Annotated in this window: 15 protein-coding genes; 6 read left to right on the top strand and 9 right to left on the bottom strand. The window is 73.7% G+C overall.

Features of this window, described 5'->3' with window-relative positions; genetic code table 11:
- The first annotated feature begins 219 nt into the window (after nucleotides 1–219).
- Nucleotides 220–1,023 carry an enoyl-CoA hydratase/isomerase family protein gene (locus ACH4NX_RS12040; RefSeq protein ID WP_398127844.1) on the top strand — a complete coding sequence of 268 codons (804 nt, stop codon included), beginning with the start codon at nucleotides 220–222 and terminating at the stop codon, nucleotides 1,021–1,023.
- Here the strand turns inward: ACH4NX_RS12040 and ACH4NX_RS12035 are convergent.
- Both ACH4NX_RS12035 and ACH4NX_RS12030 read right to left on the bottom strand, forming a co-directional pair.
- The gene (locus tag ACH4NX_RS12035; RefSeq protein WP_351396505.1) at nucleotides 1,008–1,619 is read right to left on the bottom strand and encodes a DNA-3-methyladenine glycosylase I; all 612 of its coding nucleotides are present in this window, start codon (nucleotides 1,617–1,619) and stop codon (nucleotides 1,008–1,010) included. The two genes, ACH4NX_RS12040 and ACH4NX_RS12035, sit on opposite strands and share 16 nt — an antisense overlap.
- Nucleotides 1,616–1,969, bottom strand: a complete 354-nt coding sequence (locus tag ACH4NX_RS12030; protein ID WP_351396529.1) for a DivIVA domain-containing protein — start codon at nucleotides 1,967–1,969, stop codon at nucleotides 1,616–1,618. Before ACH4NX_RS12030 ends, ACH4NX_RS12035 begins: the two co-directional genes overlap by 4 nt.
- Before the next feature lie 301 nt (nucleotides 1,970–2,270).
- Between ACH4NX_RS12030 and folP the strand changes: the two genes are divergently transcribed.
- Entirely contained in the window at nucleotides 2,271–3,131 is an 861-nt protein-coding gene (folP, locus tag ACH4NX_RS12025) for a dihydropteroate synthase (RefSeq protein ID WP_351396526.1), read from the top strand.
- A 321-nt stretch (nucleotides 3,132–3,452) separates the two neighbouring features.
- On the opposite strand, the gene ACH4NX_RS12020 is transcribed toward folP, so the two are convergent.
- Both ACH4NX_RS12020 and dapE read right to left on the bottom strand, forming a co-directional pair.
- On the bottom strand, nucleotides 3,453–4,211 hold the full coding sequence (locus ACH4NX_RS12020; RefSeq protein ID WP_351396503.1) for a TIGR00730 family Rossman fold protein: 759 nt from the start codon (nucleotides 4,209–4,211) through the stop codon (nucleotides 3,453–3,455).
- Between the two features lie 108 nt (nucleotides 4,212–4,319).
- Nucleotides 4,320–5,399 carry a succinyl-diaminopimelate desuccinylase gene (gene dapE / locus ACH4NX_RS12015; protein ID WP_398127845.1) on the bottom strand — a complete coding sequence of 360 codons (1,080 nt, stop codon included), beginning with the start codon at nucleotides 5,397–5,399 and terminating at the stop codon, nucleotides 4,320–4,322.
- 145 nt (nucleotides 5,400–5,544) lie between these two features.
- On the opposite strand from dapE, the gene ACH4NX_RS12010 reads away from it, so the two are divergent.
- Together ACH4NX_RS12010 and ACH4NX_RS12005 are read left to right on the top strand one after the other, a co-directional pair.
- On the top strand, nucleotides 5,545–6,462 hold the full coding sequence (locus tag ACH4NX_RS12010; RefSeq protein ID WP_398127956.1) for a heavy metal transporter: 918 nt from the start codon (nucleotides 5,545–5,547) through the stop codon (nucleotides 6,460–6,462).
- A gap of 321 nt (nucleotides 6,463–6,783) precedes the next feature.
- Nucleotides 6,784–7,215, top strand: coding sequence for an ATP-binding protein (locus ACH4NX_RS12005; protein WP_351396499.1), 432 nt, complete (start codon nucleotides 6,784–6,786; stop codon nucleotides 7,213–7,215).
- 119 nt (nucleotides 7,216–7,334) lie between these two features.
- Here ACH4NX_RS12005 and ACH4NX_RS12000 read toward each other — a convergent pair whose 3' ends face one another.
- A complete protein-coding gene (locus ACH4NX_RS12000; protein ID WP_351396497.1) occupies nucleotides 7,335–8,426 on the bottom strand; it encodes a bifunctional succinyldiaminopimelate transaminase/glutamate-prephenate aminotransferase in 1,092 nt (363 codons plus the stop codon).
- Between the two features lie 142 nt (nucleotides 8,427–8,568).
- Nucleotides 8,569–8,889, bottom strand: a complete 321-nt coding sequence (gene fdxA / locus ACH4NX_RS11995) for a ferredoxin (RefSeq protein WP_003973842.1) — start codon at nucleotides 8,887–8,889, stop codon at nucleotides 8,569–8,571.
- Between the two features lie 140 nt (nucleotides 8,890–9,029).
- Here fdxA and ACH4NX_RS11990 point away from each other — a divergent pair, with 140 nt between their 5' ends.
- The gene (locus tag ACH4NX_RS11990; RefSeq protein WP_398127846.1) at nucleotides 9,030–10,049 is read left to right on the top strand and encodes a GNAT family N-acetyltransferase; all 1,020 of its coding nucleotides are present in this window, start codon (nucleotides 9,030–9,032) and stop codon (nucleotides 10,047–10,049) included.
- Nucleotides 10,050–10,079: 30 nt separating this feature from the next.
- The gene (locus ACH4NX_RS11985) at nucleotides 10,080–10,943 is read left to right on the top strand and encodes a transglutaminase-like domain-containing protein (RefSeq protein ID WP_351396492.1); all 864 of its coding nucleotides are present in this window, start codon (nucleotides 10,080–10,082) and stop codon (nucleotides 10,941–10,943) included.
- 104 nt (nucleotides 10,944–11,047) lie between these two features.
- On the opposite strand, the gene ACH4NX_RS11980 is transcribed toward ACH4NX_RS11985, so the two are convergent.
- From ACH4NX_RS11980 to mshB, 3 genes are all read right to left on the bottom strand, one after another.
- Entirely contained in the window at nucleotides 11,048–13,534 is a 2,487-nt protein-coding gene (locus ACH4NX_RS11980; protein ID WP_398127847.1) for a hypothetical protein, read from the bottom strand.
- A 157-nt stretch (nucleotides 13,535–13,691) separates the two neighbouring features.
- Nucleotides 13,692–14,114, bottom strand: a complete 423-nt coding sequence (locus ACH4NX_RS11975) for a DUF6113 family protein (RefSeq protein WP_351396486.1) — start codon at nucleotides 14,112–14,114, stop codon at nucleotides 13,692–13,694.
- The gene (gene mshB / locus ACH4NX_RS11970) at nucleotides 14,111–14,995 is read right to left on the bottom strand and encodes an N-acetyl-1-D-myo-inositol-2-amino-2-deoxy-alpha-D-glucopyranoside deacetylase (RefSeq protein WP_351396483.1); all 885 of its coding nucleotides are present in this window, start codon (nucleotides 14,993–14,995) and stop codon (nucleotides 14,111–14,113) included. The genes ACH4NX_RS11975 and mshB overlap by 4 nt, the downstream gene beginning before the upstream one ends.
- Nucleotides 14,996–15,057 lie beyond the last annotated feature (62 nt).

Here is a 15,057-nt window from a genome sequence, read left to right as displayed (position 1 = left end):
CGAGCAAAACCACTCAATTCGGCGATGTGACTGCGATACTGCGCGCCCTTGTCCACTTCTGCCGAATGGATACGGACCAGAATCCTTTGACGCAGGTCACATCTCAGGAGCGATCCGTTGCCGGTGATCTCCGTCATGCTGTGTCCGGACACACACGTTCGACCCAGACGTACGACCCAGACGTACGGCCCACACGGACGACGACGCGGAGGGGATCCCATGGCCGACACCGTGCTCTACGAGGTGAGCGACGGGCTCGCGACGATCACGCTGAACCGCCCCGAGGCGATGAACGCGCTGAACATCGAGACGAAGGTCGCGCTCCGGGACGCGGCGCGTTCCGCCGCCGCGGACGACGCCGTACGGGCGGTGCTGCTGACCGCGGCCGGAGAGCGGGCGTTCTGCGTCGGCCAGGACCTCAAGGAGCACATCGGGCTGCTGGCCGCCGACCGGGAGACCGGCTCGGAGCAGACCATGAGCACGGTGCGCGAGCACTACAACCCGATCGTGCGGGCGCTCGCCGAGGCGCGGAAGCCGGTGGTGGCCGCCGTGAACGGCGTGGCGGCCGGGGCGGGCCTCGGTTTCGCCCTCGCGGCGGACTACCGGGTCGTCGCGGACACGGCGGCCTTCAACACGTCCTTCGCGGGGGTCGCGCTCACCGCCGACTCGGGCGTCTCCTGGACGCTGCCGCGTGTCGTCGGCCCCGGGCGCGCCGCCGACCTGCTGCTCTTCCCCCGCAGCATCGGCGCCCGGGAGGCGTACGAGCTGGGCATCGCCAACCGGGTGGTCCCCGCCGCCGACCTGCGTGCCGAGGCCGAACGGACGGCGCGGGCCCTGGCCGAGGGGCCGACGGTGGCGTACGCGGCGCTGAAGGAGTCGATGGCGTACGGGCTGACGCACTCCCTCTCCGAGACGCTGGAGAAGGAGGACGAGCTGCAGTCCCGGGCCGGCTCCTCCGAGGACCACGCGATCGCGGTGCGGGCGTTCGTCGACAAGGAGAAGCCGCGCTATCTGGGCAAGTGAGCCGATGACCGTCGGCTCGCGCGCGACACGCACGTCTCCAGGTGGTCGTCGACCAGTCCGCAGGCCTGCATCAGCGCGTACGCCGTCGTCGGACCGACGAAGCGGAGCCCCCGCTTCTTGAGGGCCTTGGACAGCGCCGTGGACTCCGGTGTGACGGCCGGGACGTCGGCGAGGGTCTTCGGGACCGGGCGCCCGGCGGGGTCCGGGGCGTGGGACCAGATCAGCTCGTCCAGCTCGCCCGGGGCCCACCGGGCCAGCACGCGCGCGTTGGCGAGGGTCGCGTCGATCTTGGCGCGGTTGCGGATGATGCCCGCGTCGGCGAGGAGGCGCTCACGGTCCTCGTCGCCGAAGTCGGCCACCTCGGAGATCTCGAACGCGGCGAAGGCGGCACGGAACCCCGGGCGCCGGCGCAGGATGGTGATCCAGGACAGGCCGGACTGGAAGGCCTCCAGGCTGAGGCGTTCGAACAGGGCGTCGTCGCCGTGGACCGGGCGGCCCCACTCCTCGTCGTGGTACGTCACGTAGTCCGCGGTGGACAGGGCCCAGGGACAGCGCGGCGCGCCGTCCGGGCCCGCGACGGCCTCCCCCGCGCTCACTCCTGCTCCTCCTGGGCCGGCTTCTCCATGGAGACGTGCTGGTGGGCGGCGGCGGCCCGGGCCCCGGTCAGCGCGGACTCCAGGTCGGCGATGCGGGCGTCGCGCTCGGCCAGCTCGGCGCCGAGACGGCCGACGGCGTCGTCGACGTCTGCCATGCGGTAGCCGCGGGCGGCGAGCGGGAAGCGGAGCCGCTCCACGTCCGCGCGGTCCACCGGGCGGTCCGGGGGCAGGGAGTCGCTCAGCCGCTCGGGGGCGGCGTCGGGCAACGGCCCGCTGTCGCCACCGCTCACCACGGCGAGCGTCACCGCGGCGACCACGACGGCCAGCGCGATGACGAGGAACAGGAACATGACCATCGCTGGGGCCCCCATGGTCGGGTCGAGCGCGGCGATCGCGTGGGTTCGAGGATTCGACGGATCGCGTGCCTGGTTGGATCGGTGCCGGAACAGGAGTCGGAGTCGAAGCTGGAGTCGGAGTCGGTTGTGTCGGGTCCGATCGTGCCATGCGAGTCTGACAGCCGGGGCCGCAGGCGGACGATGCGCGGTCGATGCCGCACAGGAGGACCGGATTCGGAGGCCGAATCCGCAGGGCGGCCCCCAAAGGGCGAGAGCGGAACGTGAGAACGGTATGGACGTGGAGATGTCACAGGGGATGCTCAGGCTCGGCAGGCGTGAGTTCGCGGCGCACGAGCCGGTCGTCATGGCGATCGTGAACCGGACCCCGGACTCCTTCTACGACCGCGGGGCGACCTTCCGCGACGAGCCCGCCCTCGCCCGCGTGGAGCAGGCGGTCGCGGAGGGCGCCGCGATCATCGATGTCGGCGGGGTGAAGGCCGGGCCGGGCGACGAGGTGTCGGCCGAGGAGGAGGCGCGGCGGACAGTGGGGTTCGTCGCGGAGGTCCGGAGGCGGTTCCCGGACGTCGTGATCAGCGTGGACACCTGGCGGCACGAGGTCGGCGAGGCCGTGTGCGAGGCGGGGGCGGACCTGCTGAACGACGCGTGGGGCGGTGTCGACCCGGCGCTGGCGGAGGTCGCCGCGCGGTACGGGGCGGGGCTGGTGTGCACGCACGCCGGCGGCGCGCAGCCGCGGACTCGGCCGCACCGGGTGACGTACGAGGACGTCATGGCCGACATCCTGGACAGGACTCTGGGGCTGGCCGAGCGGGCGGTGGCGCTGGGCGTGCCGCGGGAGTCGGTGCTGATCGATCCCGGGCACGACTTCGGGAAGAACACGCGGCACAGCCTGGAGGCGACGCGTCGGCTCGACGAGATGGTGGCGACGGGGTGGCCGGTGCTGGTGTCCCTGTCCAACAAGGACTTCGTCGGGGAGACGCTGGACCGGCCCGTGAAGGAGCGGCTGCTCGGGACGCTGGCGACGACGGCCGTGTCCGCGTGGCTGGGGGCGCGGGTGTACCGGGTGCACGAGGTGGCGGAGACCCGGCAGGTGCTGGACATGGTGGCGACGATCGCGGGGCACCGGGAGCCCGCGGTGGCTCGGCGGGGGCTGGCGTAGGCCGGTCAGCGGCGACGGGCGGACGCCGGGGGGAGCCGCACAACGCCGGCAGGCGGACAGCGGCGGCAGCCGCACAGCGCCGACGGCCGGACAACGGCGGCGACGGCGGCGACGGCGGCGGCGACGGCGGCCGGACAACGCCGGCAGGCGGACAGCGGCGGCAGCCGCACAGCGCCGACGGCCGGACAACGGCGGCGGCGGCGGCGGCGACGGCGACGGCGGCGGCGGCGGCGGCGGCGGCGGCCGGACAACGCCGGCAGGCGGGCAGCGGCGGCAGCCGGCCCCCCGCCCCCTCCCCGCCGCCCCGCGCGACGACAGGCCCTAACGCCCCGCCTCCTTGGAGACCAGGGCCACCGCCTCGTCCACGTCGTCCGTGACGTGGAAGAGCAGGAGGTCCTTCTCCGCGGCCTTGCCCTGGGCGACCAGGGTGCCGCGGAGCCAGTCGACCAGGCCGCCCCAGTACTCGGAGCCGAACAGGACGATGGGGAAGCGGGTCACCTTCTGGGTCTGCACCAGGGTGAGCGCCTCGAAGAGCTCGTCGAGGGTGCCGAGGCCCCCGGGCAGGACCACGAAACCCTGCGCGTACTTCACGAACATCATCTTGCGGACGAAGAAGTAGCGGAAGTTCAGGCCGATGTCGACGTAGGGGTTGAGCCCCTGCTCGAAGGGCAGCTCGATGCCGAGACCGACCGACGTGCCCTGCGCCTCCAGGGCGCCCTTGTTGGCCGCCTCCATGGCCCCCGGCCCGCCGCCGGTGATGACCGCGAAGCCGGCCTCCACCAGGCCCCGTCCGAGCCGCACGCCCGCCTCGTACTCCGGTGAGTCGGCCGGCGTACGGGCGGAACCGAAGACGCTGATCGCGGGCGGGAGTTCGGCGAGCGTGCCGAACCCCTCGATGAACTCCGACTGGATGCGCAGGACGCGCCACGGGTCGGTGTGCACCCAGTCGGTCGGGGCACGCTCGTCCAGCAGGCGCTGGTCCGTGGTGCTCTTCTGTACCTGACCCCGCCGCCGGAGGACAGGGCCCAGGCGCTGCTCCTCCGGTGGCCGCTTCTTGCCCTCGGGGTTGCCAGTAGCCATGCGCGCTCCCTCCAGTTACAGGTTCTTCCACCTCAGCGTAGATCTACGCGGGTTACGTGCGAGGGACCTCAGCATGTCCGCCACACAGCGGCCTAAACCCGGTTCGGATCACGCCGTGAGCCAGGACCGCAGGCGCTCCTCCCCCGCGAGGATCTTCGCCGTCTCCACCCGCTCGTCGCGCTTGTGCGCCAAGTGCGGGTTTCCGGGGCCGTAGTTGACCGCCGGGACGCCGAGCGTCGAGAAGCGCGACACGTCCGTCCAGCCGTACTTGGGCTGCGGGGTGCCGCCCACCGCCTCGATGAAGGCCGCCGCGGCCGGGTGGGAGAGCCCCGGCAGGGCGGCGCCGCTGTGGTCGTCGACCACGAACTCCGTCACCCCGCAGTCCGCGAAGACCTCGCGCACGTGGGCGAGTGCCTCCTCGGGGCTGCGGTCCGGGGCGTAGCGGAAGTTGACCGTGACCACGCACTCGTCGGGGATGACGTTGCCCGCGACCCCGCCGGTGATGCCGACCGCGTTCAGGCCCTCGCGGTACTCCAGGCCGTCGATCACCGGGTAGCGGGGCTCGTACGCCGCGAGGCGGGCGAGGATCGGGGCGGCGGCGTGGATCGCGTTGGAGCCCATCCAGGAGCGCGCGGAGTGCGCCCGCTCCCCCGTCGTCCTCAGCAGCACCCGCAGCGTGCCCTGGCAGCCGCCCTCCACCTGGCCGTCCGACGGTTCGAGGAGGACCGCGAAGTCACCCTCCAGCCACTCGGGGTGCGCCTCGGCGACGTGCTTCAGCCCGTTCAGGTCGGCGGCGACCTCCTCGTTGTCGTAGAAGACGAAGGTCAGGTCGCGGTTGGGCGCGGGGACCGTCGCCGCGATGCGCAGCTGCACGGCGACGCCCGCCTTCATGTCGCAGGTGCCGCAGCCCCACAGGACCCCGTCCTCGTCCAGCCGGGACGGCACGTTGCCGGCGATCGGGACGGTGTCGATGTGGCCCGCGAGGATCACGCGCTCCGCCCGGCCCAGATCGGTACGGGCCACCACGTTGTTGCCGTACCGCTCGACCGACAGGTGCGGCAGGGCGCGCAGGGCGCTCTCGACCGCGTCCGCGAGTGGCTCCTCGGTGCCGCTCTCGGAGGGGAAGTCGACGAGCCGCGCGGTGAGCTCCGCGGCGTCCAGCGTGAGGTCAAGCGTGGTATCGGCCATGGCCCCGACCCTAGCCGTTGCCCTTTCGGGCACGGTCCGTGCCCGGCGTACACCACCCCCTACCCTCCAGTACCTTGTACGCGTGCTTCAGCCGCCACCACTTCGCAAACGCCATGGCCGCCTGCTCCGTTCCGGTGCGGCCTTCGTGGTCCTGCTCGCGGTCGCCGGTTATCTCACGGTGCGGTACGTCACCGGGGGCGCGGGTGCTCCGGGCTGCAAGGTCGTCGCGAGCCAGGACGGCCACGCGACCTACGAGTTCACGCCGGAGCAGGCGGTGAACGCGGCGGCGATCACCGCCGTGGGCACCGCGCGCGACCTGCCGGAGCGGGCGGTGACGATCGCGCTGGCGACCGCGTTGCAGGAGTCGACGCTGCGCAACATCGACTACGGCGACCGCGACTCGCTCGGCCTGTTCCAGCAACGTCCCTCGCAGGGCTGGGGCACACCGGAGGAGATCATGGACCCGGCGTACTCGGCGGGCATGTTCTACGAGCATCTGGTCGAGGTGCCCGGCTACACGCGCCTCCCGCTGACCGTCGCCGCCCAGCGCGTGCAGCGCAGCGGCTTCCCGCAGGCGTACGCCAAGCACGAACCGGACGCCACACTGCTCGCCGCCGCGCTGACCGGACGGTCCGCGGCGACGCTGACCTGCGAGGGCCGTCCGGGCGCGGCCCGCACGCAGGGGCCGGACGCGGTCCGCGCGGCGCTCGTACGGGATTTCGGGCAGGACGTGCTCCAGTCGGCCGGCGAGGCCGTGGACGACGCCCCGACGGCGCCCCCGGCCTCCCCCTCGCCGACGGGCGCGGGCGGCTCCGACGGGCGGACCGTGACACTGCCCGTGACCGCCGGTGCGGGTACGGAGGAACATCCGGGCCGGCGGGGCTGGCAGCTGGCCCACTGGGCGGTGGCCAACGCCTCCTCCCTGCGCATCGAGCGGGTCGCCTACGCGGGCCGGGAGTGGACCGCGGGAAACACCGACAGCAAGTGGTACCCGACGGAGGCGGGCAGCGCCCACGGGGCCGAGCGGACGACGGGACCGGTCCGGATCACCTCCGCGCGATAGCGCTCATCCGTACGAGGCATCACTCTGCGGAGTTACCCGTACGGGCGTCATGTCGACGCGGTGGGCGGATTTCCGCGTCGTCACTCCCGAATCCGCCACAGCCCAGGGGCAACAAGGGCTGTAAGGATTCGGCAGGCTTTCCGTCCGGCTCCTTTTGCCCGTTTTTCTGTGCACCTGATAATGCGACGCATTGCCAACTCTTTACGTTGTGCCGCCGCAACCTTCGGGGCTCTCGAGCGGTAGTCACTGCGGCCGGGCCCGGTCGATCACTCGCCGGGCGCGGTCGGTTACCTCATCACTGACTTCCGTCGAAGGAGCATCATGTCCCTCCCCCTGACCCGCCGGATCGCCCGTGCCGCGCTGCTCGTCGCCGCCGGAGCGGCTGCCGGGGTCGGTGCGGCCGGCTCCGCCAGCGCGGCTCCCGAACTGCCGGCCGCCCCGAACCTCGGGGGACTGACCGCCCTGGACGGGGCGAACGTCGGCAACACCGTCGACGCCGCGGCCCAGAGCGTCACCAAGACCGCCGGCGAGACCGGTGGCAAGGCCATCCAGAAGGGCGTGCCGGCCGCGGGCAAGGCCGGTGGCGCGGTCGTCAAGAAGGCCACGCCCGTGGCGCAGAAGGCCGCCGGTGACGCGGCGGGCTCCGCCGGGGAGATCGTCGGTGACACGGCGCAGACGGCCACGAAGGGCGGGCTGCCGACCGACGCGCTGGGCACGGGCGGACTGCCGGTGCAGGGGCTGCCGCTCGGCTGAGCGCCCGGCTCGTACGGCGCCGGGGTCCGGGGTTCGCTCCCTGGGCCCCGGCGTTTCGCTTGCCCGCGTCGGTGCGGTGGGCGTGTCCTGGCATCCTGGCCGGGCGCCCACCGCGGCGCCTACAGGCGCTCCACGGCCGCCCGGACGCGTTCGTCCGTCGCCGTCAGGGCCACGCGGACGAAGTGGTCGCCCGCCGGGCCGTAGAAGTCGCCGGGAGCCACCAGAATGCCGCGCTCGGCCAGGTGGGCCACCGTGTCCCAGCAGGACTCGTCGCGGGTGGCCCAGAGGTAGAGACTGGCCTCGCTGTGCTCGATGCGGAAGCCGTGGCCGAGGAGCGCCTCGCGCAGGGCCGTACGGCGGGCCGCGTAGCGCTCGCGCTGGACGCGGACGTGCTCGTCGTCGCCGAGGGCCGCCACCACGGCCGCCTGCGTCGGCGCCGAGGTCATCATGCCGCCGTGCTTGCGGATCTCCAGCAGGGGCCCCAGGACGGCCGGGTCGCCCGCCAGGAAGGCCGCGCGGTAGCCGGCGAGGTTGGAGCGCTTGGAGAGCGAGTGGACGGCGACCAGGCCGTCGTACGAACCGCCGTTGACGTCCGGGTGCAGGACGGAGACCGGGTCGGCCTCCCAGCCCAGCTCCAGGTAGCACTCGTCGGAGACGACGAGGACGCCGTGCTCCCGGGCCCAGGCCACGATGCGGGTCAGCTCGGACTTCGGCAGGACCCTGCCGGTCGGGTTGGACGGGGAGTTGAGCCAGAGGAGCCTCAGGCCCGCCGGGTCCAGCTCGGTGGGATCGCCGTACGCCTCGTACTCGGCGCGGGCCAGGCGCGCGCCGACCTCGTACGTCGGGTAGGCCAGCCGCGGGAAGGCGACCCGGTCGCCGGGGCCGAGGCCCAGCTGGGTCGGGAGCCAGGCGACGAGTTCCTTGGAGCCGACGATGGGCAGGACGTGGCGGTGGGTGACGTCGCGGGCGCCGAGGCGGCGCTCGACCCAGCCGGTGATCGCGTCGCGCAGTGCCGGGGTGCCCCAGACGGTCGGGTAGCCCGGGGAGTCCGCCGCGTCGGTCAGGGCCTTCTGGATCAGCTCGGGGACCGGGTCGACCGGGGTACCGACGGAGAGGTCGACGATGCCGTCCGGATGCGCGGCGGCCGTCTTCTTGTACGGCTCCAGCTTGTCCCAGGGGAAGGTGGGCAGGCGGTCGGAGACTGCGGACACGGTTACTGGCTCACTTTCTTCGTGCGGCAGGTGCGGCCGACGCCGCTGTCGCGGCCGGGCAGGCGAAACGCCTCGGTCCCGCACGGCACCGATCGTGGGCGATCAGCCGTACGGGACCGAGGCGGTGCGGCGCGGGCCGCCCCTACTGGTTCTGCGGCGGCAGAGCGGCGACGAAGGGGTGGTCGCGCTCGATCAGCCCCAGCTTGCTGGCACCACCGGGCGAGCCGAGCTCGTCGAAGAACTCGACGTTCGCCTTGTAGTAGTCCTTCCACTCCTCCGGGGTGTCGTCCTCGTAGAAGATCGCCTCGACCGGGCAGACCGGCTCACAGGCACCACAGTCGACGCATTCGTCCGGGTGGATGTACAAGGACCGCTGGCCCTCGTAGATGCAGTCGACCGGGCACTCCTCGATGCACGCCTTGTCCTTCACGTCGACACAAGGCTGCGCGATGACGTAGGTCACGCTGTCGTTCCTCCTCGATTGGGCGCTGGCGGGCCTCCTCAGGCTCCGCCGCCTGGCGCGCGGGAGCGCGGCGTCGTCGATGCCCGCCCCTAGTATCTCCGTTCTTGGGCATGATCCGAACAGGAGGGGTGAACAGACCCGTGGAAATCTCTGCCGCAGGGCGCCTTGAGGTCCGTATCACCGCTGCTGACGTGGGCAAACGAGTGTCCGTGCGGTGCTTGAGCCATGCTGGTGTCCCGGGTGAGAAGTTCACCGACACGGTGGGCGTTCTCACATCCTGGGACGATGGTGTGCTGCTGATCACACGAAAGAGTGGCGAATCCGTCCGTGTCGCGGAGTCAGCTCTGGTCGCGGGGAAGGTCGTGCCGCCGGCGCCCGCCCGTCGGCGCGGTCCCGCGGCCTCCTACGAGGAGCTGGCGCGGGTGGCCGCGCGGGCCTGGCCGCCGGTGGAGAGCGAGCGGCTCGGCGAGTGGGAGCTGCGGGCGGCGGCGGGCTTCACCCGGCGCGCCAACTCCGTACTGCCGCTCGGCGATCCGGGACTGCCGCTCGACGAGGCGCTGACCGCCGTACGACGCTGGTACGGCGAACGTGGCCTGCCCGCGTACGTCCAGACCGCCACCGGCGCCGAGGGCACGCAGGAACCGCTGTGCGCGGAGCTGGAACGGCGGGGCTGGGTGCGCGAGGTGACGGCCGAGGTGTGGACCGGCGGGCTGGCGCCGGTCGCCGACCTGGCCGAGGGCACCGGCGCGGTCCTGTCCCGGGAGGTGGACGAGGCGTGGCTGGCGCGGTACCGGCGCAGGGGCGTGAGCGAGGTGGCCCTGCGGGTGCTGGCCGCCGGGCCGTCGGTGTGGTTCGCGACGGTGCCCGGCGCGGACGTGGACGCGGACGCCCCGGCGGCGATCGGGCGGTGTGTCGTGGACGGGCGGTGGGCCTCGTTCGCGGCCGTCGAGGTCGACCCCGCACTGCGCCGCCGGGGGCTCGCCACCGTCGTGATGGCCGCGCTGGCCCGGCGGGCGCTCGACGAGGGCGCGTCGGCGGCGTGGCTCCAGGTGGAGGCGGACAACGCGGGGGCGCGGGCGCTGTACGCCGGGATGGGCTTCACCGCGCATCACGCGTACCACCACTACCGGGAGCCGGGCAGTGCCGGGTCGGACCGGTAACCGATCGCCGTGAAAGGGCACGAGCCAGTTATGCGTCATCCTCATCCCCCGTCACCCCGACGCTCGGCCGAGCTGCGGCGGCGGTTCGCCGAAGAGGCGCGGTCCGAGCGGCCCGACCTCGCCACGCTGTGCCTGCTGGTGGGCGCGGAGGCGGACGGAACGCTCGACGAGGCGGGGCTGGACGCCGCGCAGATGGAGCTGGACCGGCTGGCCGGGCAGCTGCCGTTCCGGCCGGGCACACCGCGGGCCTGGGCGGCGGCGCTGCGGGACCTGCTCGGCGAGCGGTACGGGTTCCACGGGGCCGCCGCGGACTACCAGCGGCTGGAGTCGTCGTTGCTGCACGAGGTGCTGCGGCGCCGCCGCGGGCTGCCGATCATGCTGTCGGTGGTGTGGCTGGAGGTGGCCCGGCGGGCGGGGGCTCCGGTGTACGGGGTCGCGCTGCCGGGGCACTTCGTGGTCGGGTTCGGGCCGGAGTCCGGGCCGGAGGAGGAGCGGGTGCTCGCCGATCCGTTCGACGGCGGGCGGGTGCTCGGCGGGAACGACGCGGAACTGCTGGTGACGGGGGCGACGGGGGCCCCGCTGCACCCGTCGATGCTGGAGCCCGCGGCGCCGCTGGAGGTGGTCTCGCGCATCCTGAACAACATCCGGGCGTGGGCGGCGGCTCGGCCGGAGCGGTCGGATGTCGGCTTGTGGGCGATCGAGCTGGCGTTGCTGCTGCCGGCGCACGCGGCGCGGCTGCGGTACGAGCGGGCGCGACTGCTGGTGCAGCGGGGGGAGTTCTCGGCGGGTGCCGGGGAGTTGGAGGCGTACGCGGAGGTCGTGGGGGCGGTGGACGAAGCGGTCGCCGCGCAGGTGCGGGGGGAGGCCCGGGCGGCCCGGGCACTGCTGAACTGACCCGCGCGGCCCTCTCCCCCGTGGTCCGCCGGGCGGCCGAGGGGCGCCCGGCGGACGCCCCTCGTGGGCCGGCTTTCGTGGGCCGGCTTTCGTGGGCCGACGGGCTACGTCGGGTTCGTCTCGATGACCGCCACACGGTCGGTCTTGCTCTTCAGGGCCTGGCGCAGGGCCCCGTAGACGTCCTCGGGGGTGACGGCCGTCTTCTCACCGTTGGCGCGGCTGACGAGCACACCGTCGAACGTCTGGCCGTAGAGCTCCTTGAGAGCGGCCAGGTCGGGCTTGTCGGTCAGCTTGCCGTTGACCGCCGTGACCCCGAGGAACTTCCACAGCGACTTCTCGGGGCTGAACACGATGCTGTGCGCCGGATCCGTCCGCACGGTCACCTTGGCCGACATCGCCGGCTCGGCGAACTCCTTCATCATCCGGTCGACCTCGGCCTTGGAGACCGTGGGCTGCTGGGCGGTCGTCGGCACGTTCACCGGGGTGGCGGTGCCCGTCTCCACCTGGGCGCGGTACGCCTCCTGCACGGCCTCGGTCGACTTGTCGACGTCTATCCCCTTGCCCGCCTTGCCGTACACGGCGACGGCCTTGCCGGACTCGAACCTGACGGTGCCCTCGGTCACCGATCCGGCTCCGCCGGCGGCGTTCTCCAGGGCGGCGTGCAGCTTCTCCTCGTCGACGGGCATGACCGGGTCGACGACACGCTGCTGGCCGAAGAGGGAGCCGATCACGGAGACCGGGTTGTAGTCGCTCGTCGCCGCCGAGCTGGCCGTGGCCTGCGTGTCGAGCTGCAGCCCCGCCTGGTCCGGCTTGAGGGAGACGGTGTCGCCGCCCACCGTGAGCTTGAGCGGCTTGCCCGCGCGGGCGGCCAGGACGTCGTCCAGCTTCTCGACGGCGTCGTCGCGCGTGCTGCCGCCGATGTCGACGCCGAGCACGGTGGTGCCCTTCGGCACGTCGGAGCGGTTCATGAGCAGGCCGGCGCCGTAGGTGACACCGGCGACGAAGACCAGGCCGCCGACGAGCAGGGGGAGCTTCCCGCGCCCCTTCTTCTTGGCCGGCTTGGCGGAACTCGCCGGGGGCGTGGAGACCGGCTCCGGCTTCTTCGGGGGCGTGTGCGGCAGCGGCCCGTCGGCGGACCCGCCCTGGAAGGGCACGTTCCGGTCGCCCGGGACGACGGGGATGCCGCTGGTGACGGTGTTCCCGGAGATGTTGTCCGGGTTGCCGTAGCCGGGGGTGCCCGGCTCCGGGGCCGGCTTCTGCGGGGTGAGGATCGCGGTGTCGTCGCTGAGACCGCCGCCGGGACCGAGGCGGGAGGAGTCGGGGCCCGTGCCGGGGCGTGCGGCGTCGGTGCCGGGGCCGCCCTGGAACATGCCCGTACCGCCAGGACCACCCGGCCCGCCAGGTCCGCCAGGTCCGCCAGGTCCGCCAGGTCCGCCAGGACCACCGAAGCCGACCGGACCACCGGAGCCGACCGGACCACCGGAGCCGACCGGACCACCGGAGCCGACCGGACCACCGGGGCCACCTTGGCCGCCGGGGCCACCTTGGCCGCCAGGGGCACCCGGGCCGCGGAGGCCGTTGGGGGCGGGGCCGCGCTGTCCTTCGGACGCGCCGGATCCGCCGGACGTCCGGGGCCCGCCCGCCCGGGGTGGCGCCAGCGCGCTGTCCCCGGTGGCCGGGCCGCTCGTCGGGCCCCCGGGGCCGCTGTGGGCGTCGCCGTACGGGGACTGTCCGTTCGGGCCGCCGTACGGGCCGCCGGGGCCGGAGGCCCCGCCGTTCTCGGAGCCGTACGGCAGGTCGTCGCGGCGCGGTTCGGGGCCGCCGCCGGTGCCCAGCGGCCCCGCCGCCAGTGCCTCGGTCACGTCGAAGGAGCCGGTGCCGCCCCCGTGGCCGGGCGCCACGGGCCCGCCGGTCGCACCGGCGAGACCGGCGCCGTTGGTGGAGCCGGACCGGGAACCACCCGGCACGTTCATGGAACCGACGACGCCACCGGGACGGCCACTCCCGCCGCCCGGTCGCGCACCGGTACCGGTACCGGCAGCGCCGGCGCCCGCACCGGCGGGGCCCGCGGGACCCGTGCCGGAGGCTCCGGGCGTGCCGGCCGCCGCTCCGGAACCACCGGCCAGACCGGCGCCGTTGGTGGAGCCGCCGTCCTGAGCGCCCTTGCCCGAGCCGGACTTGCGCGGCGCGAACCAGTCACTGGTCGGCTTGTCCGCGCCCGGCCGGGCGTGCTGCGCGGCCTCGGCGGCAGGCTCGGCGCCGCCCGCGGGCGGCGCGGCGGCGCTCGGCGCCTGCGCGGGCCGCTCGGCCGCCGTCTCCTCGTCGCCGCCGGCGCCCGTGGCGTCCTCGGCGTCTGAGACGGGCTTGCGCACGACGACCGGCGGAATGGGCCGTGATCCGGGGATGTTGATCCGGATGCGGGTCGTCAGCGTCGTCTCGGTCTTGCGCTCCTCCGGCCGCGAGGCCGAACGGCCCGCGTCCGCACCGGCGTCGGAAGCCATGGGTGTCCCGTAGGGCGGGGTGCCCGACGGGTATGCGGCTCCGCCGCGCCCGTGGGGCCCGGAGGACGAACTGTCAGTTTCACGACTCAAGGCAGGTTCTCCCGGTTGGCTCCGCCGCCCGTCACACCTTCAAAGCGGGCGGCTCGGCGGCGCGCACCACCATACTGGCCGCTTCTGGCGCGCATCCCGTGACCGTCGGGGAAACCGACACCGGACTCGCACGCCCGCGCCATGGCGAAGTAGTACGTCACTTCCCAAGTCGGACGGCGTCGCCGTCCGGTTGCCGCACCGGCGCGAGCGTGGCACAGATCACAGCGACAGCGATCCCGCCGAGCAGGAAGAGGTAGGAGCCGCTGCCGGCGGCGAAGAGGAAGTCGCCCTCCGGGCGGCTGGTGGTGAGCAGGAGCACGGCGATGGCCCAGCCCACGGCGGGCGCGACGGCCCCGCCCCGGCGCCCCACGGCCCGGCCCGCGCCGAGGCAGAGTCCCGCCTCGGCGGCCAGCGCGAGCAGCAGCCCGCCCGGGAACCACCCCGGCTGCACCAGCGCGCCCGCCGCTCCCACGACGGCACCGAGCACCAGGAGCACCAGATAGAGCGCGACCAGCCCGGCGGACGGCGCGCGCAGCGGCTGGGCCAGGGCGGATGTCGTCGGCTCGGTACGGCCGCTCACGGCGTCTCCTCGGTCTCGATTCCGGCGAACAGGTCGCTCTCGCGTGCGCCGCCGTCGCTGTCACCGGCCCGCTCGCCGCGGACCAGTTCGTAGTACTCGGTGGTGAAGACCGGCTGGGCCAGTTCGTTGGAGAGGACGAAGTGCGGCCCGGCCACGGTGATCTGCGTGACGTGCGCGCTCATGGCCGCGGTCTTGGCGGCGGCGTACGCGGTGCCCTCGCCGCGGATCTCGGTGGTGATCCGCTCGTCGTCGACGACGCCCGGTACGTCCTCGACACCGGCCGCCTTCTCGAAGGGCAGGCCGGGCAGCTCGTCGCGGAGGCGGGCGAAGGCGTCCTCGGCGACGGTGCGCGGTACGCGGTTCCAGTAGACCTTGGCGATCGGGCAGCCGGCCTCGGCCGCCAGCTCGGCGGCGCGCATGGCGACGCGGTGGGCCTGGATGTGGTCGGGGTGGCCGTATCCGCCGTCGGGGTCGTAGGTGACGAGCACCTGGGGACGCACCTCGCGGATCACCTCGACGAGGAGTCCGGCGGCCCGGTCGACGTCGGCCTGCCACAGGCAGCCGGGGTCGTCGTTGTCGGGCAGGCCCATCATGCCGGAGTCGGCGAACCGTCCCGGCCCGCCGAGCAGCCGGAAGTCGTCTACGCCGAGCGCGCGCATCGCGGCCGTCAGCTCGCCCCTGCGGTGTCCGCCGAGGGCGGCTCCGGACAGGTGTGCGAGCTCGGGCGGGATGACCTCGCCCCGCTCACCGAGGGTGCAGGTCACCAGTGTCACGTGGGCGCCTTCGGCCGCGTACCTGGCCATGGTGACGCCGTTGTTGATCGACTCGTCGTCCGGGTGCGCGTGCACCAGCAGCAGACGCCGGGCGGGGAGTTCCGTCATGCCCCCCACCCTATGAGGCCGAGTGCTCGTCCCCGTAACGCGGACGAGCACTCGGCCGACTC

It is taken from the genome of Streptomyces sp. NPDC017225 (assembly GCF_044331465.1).
In the GTDB taxonomy this organism is placed as follows: domain Bacteria; phylum Actinomycetota; class Actinomycetes; order Streptomycetales; family Streptomycetaceae; genus Streptomyces.
The sequence above is the reverse complement of the archived record's forward strand: the minus strand, read 5'-3'. Positions and strand labels throughout refer to the sequence as shown.

Excerpts from the sequence above, each read along its gene's own strand:
- ACH4NX_RS12040 (WP_398127844.1), top strand. The coding sequence starts at position 220 with ATGGCCGACACCGTGCTCTACGAGGTGAGCGACGGGCTCGCGACGATC.
- ACH4NX_RS12030 (WP_351396529.1), bottom strand. The coding sequence starts at position 1,969 with ATGTTCCTGTTCCTCGTCATCGCGCTGGCCGTCGTGGTCGCCGCGGTG.
- folP (WP_351396526.1), top strand. The coding sequence starts at position 2,271 with ATGCTCAGGCTCGGCAGGCGTGAGTTCGCGGCGCACGAGCCGGTCGTC.
- ACH4NX_RS12020 (WP_351396503.1), bottom strand. The coding sequence starts at position 4,211 with ATGGCTACTGGCAACCCCGAGGGCAAGAAGCGGCCACCGGAGGAGCAG.
- dapE (WP_398127845.1), bottom strand. The coding sequence starts at position 5,399 with ATGGCCGATACCACGCTTGACCTCACGCTGGACGCCGCGGAGCTCACC.
- ACH4NX_RS12005 (WP_351396499.1), top strand. The coding sequence starts at position 6,784 with ATGTCCCTCCCCCTGACCCGCCGGATCGCCCGTGCCGCGCTGCTCGTC.
- ACH4NX_RS11985 (WP_351396492.1), top strand. The coding sequence starts at position 10,080 with ATGCGTCATCCTCATCCCCCGTCACCCCGACGCTCGGCCGAGCTGCGG.
- mshB (WP_351396483.1), bottom strand. The coding sequence starts at position 14,995 with ATGACGGAACTCCCCGCCCGGCGTCTGCTGCTGGTGCACGCGCACCCG.